Raw genomic sequence first — 2,238 nt, 5'->3', positions numbered from 1 at the left:
TCCGATCCAGCAGATCCCGCGGCAGATTCTGCGACGCCATGTGAATCATGTTGCCCGAGGACTCGATCTGGTAGATCTGCCCCGACATCGGCACATACCAACGACCTTGGTAATACACAGGGTCGCCACCATCAGGAACCACGAACTGATGCGCCGCCACCGCGCTCGGCGTCACCGACACATACCCCGAATCCCGCGCGTGCTCACCACCGTGCACGTGCGACACCAGGTTGTAATCACGACCCCACGACGTCATCCCATCCCGGAAGATCACCTCAGTCGGACGCGTATCACCCCGGTACATCCACTGCGGACGCGACGGATTCGCCCGCAACTGGGAGTTGTCCAGCGTCACCGGACCGAGCGGGGGCTGGGATGAGCTGCCGACCTGCGCGGCGGATGAGGGCACCGCCGAATAACCCGAGTACGACGGCCTGCTCGACGAGGAGTGGTGCGACCTCGACGAGTGGTGCGACCGGGACGAGTGGTGCGAGCGCGAGGACTCGTGGGAGTGTCGCGACCGCGACGAGTGCCGGGAGTCGTCCGAGGGCGGGAGGCCAGGCGAGATGTCGGCGGATTCGGTGCCGGGTTGCTCGGCGAGGCCGAGGTCGCTGTCCCGGGTGAAGCCGCTGTCCGGGTCGGCGTGCGGGTCGTATCCTTGGTGTTGCGGGACGAAGTTCTCGTTCTCGACGTTCGTCAGCGTCGGCGCCGTCCCGGGCAGGATGGTGCGCTTGCCGTCGGGGCCCTGGTGGAAGTACCCCTCGACGGTCATCGCCGAGTGGATGTTCTCGGCGTCGACGTGCCTGACGGCGTCCCATTCGGTCTGGAACTGCATCCGGTCCAGCAGGGCCTGCGGCAGGTTCTGCGAGGCCATGTGAATCATGTTGCCCGTCGACTCGATCTGGAAGATCTGCCCGGACATCGGGAAGTACCACTTGCCGTCGCGCTGGATCGGCGGGCGGCCGTCGGGCACCACGAACTGGTGCGCTGCGACGGCGCTGGGCGTCACCGACACGTACCCGGAGTTCATGGCCTGGTCGCCGCCGTGGACGTGCGCGACGAGGTCGTAGTCCCTGCCCCACGAGGTCATGCCGTCGCGGAAGATCTCCGCCGGGGGACGCGTGTCCCCTCGGTACATCCACCGCGGGCGTGTCGGGTTCGTCCGCAGCTGCGGGTTGTCGAGCGTGACCTCGCGGCTCGGCTGCTGGGTACCGTCTGCGGGCCGGCCGTCGACCTGGGCGCCGGTGGTGGAGCTCTCGGCGCTGGACGGTAGCCCCGGGCCTCGGTCGTAGTAGTTGTCGTAGGAGCTCGACTGCCTCGGGTAGTACGAGGACGAGCTGGTGGTGGGCAGGTAGCCGTCGTCGGACGGCGAGCGGCGCGGACGGGGAGATCCGCCGAGGCCGAGATCGGTCTCCCGCGTGAACTCGCTATCGGAGTCTGCGTGCGGGTCATAACCCCGATACCCGCGAACGTAGCCATCGTTGTCCACGTTGATCAATCGCGGCGTCGTGCCCGGAAGGATCGTCCGCCGACCATCAGGACCCTGATGGAAATGCCCGCTCACCGTCATCGCCGAGTGGATGTTGCGGCGATCCACGTGCCGCACCGAATCCCACTCCGTCTGGTACTGCATCCGATCCAGCAGATCCTGCGGAAGGTTCTGCGACGCCATGTGAATCATGTTGCCCGAGGACTCGATCTGGTAGATCTGCCCCGACATCGGCACGTACCAACGACCTTGGTAGTACACGGGGTCGCCGCCGTCGGGCACGACGAACTGGTGGGCGGCCACCGCGCTCGGCGTCACCGACACATACCCCGAGTTCCGAGCGTGCTCACCACCGTGCACGTGGGAGACGAGGTTGTAGTCGCGCCCCCACGACGTCATCCCGTCCCGGAAGATCACCTCAGTCGGGCGGGTATCACCCCGGTACATCCACTGCGGACGCGACGGATTCGCCCGCAACTGCGGATTGTCCAACGTCACCGGACCGAGCCGGGGTTGCGACGAGCGGTGTGACCGGGGGGCGTGCGAGGAACGGGACGACCGCGACGACCCGGCGTAGGGGTCGTGCTGGCTGCCGCGATGCCGCCGAGGCCGGTCGCTCGGCGGAACGGCCGGTGAGACGTCGGAGGTGGTGGCCTCGCGGGGCGAGGAGATCACCGCCACGGACGAGGACGGGATCACGCCGTCGGTGGCCAGCGATCCCGGCAGATGAGGCGAAGCCACATCCATGA

Annotated in this window: 1 pseudogene; it reads right to left on the bottom strand. The window is 67.2% G+C overall.

Features of this window, described 5'->3' with window-relative positions:
- Nucleotides 1–2,230 (bottom strand): annotated as a pseudogene (locus tag ACYVF3_RS32500) (hypothetical protein); the annotation flags it as partial.
- Nucleotides 2,231–2,238 lie beyond the last annotated feature (8 nt).

The sequence above is a fragment of the Saccharopolyspora tripterygii genome (assembly GCF_054778355.1).
Note: the sequence above shows the minus strand (reverse complement) of the source record. Positions and strands in the feature narration are given on the sequence as shown.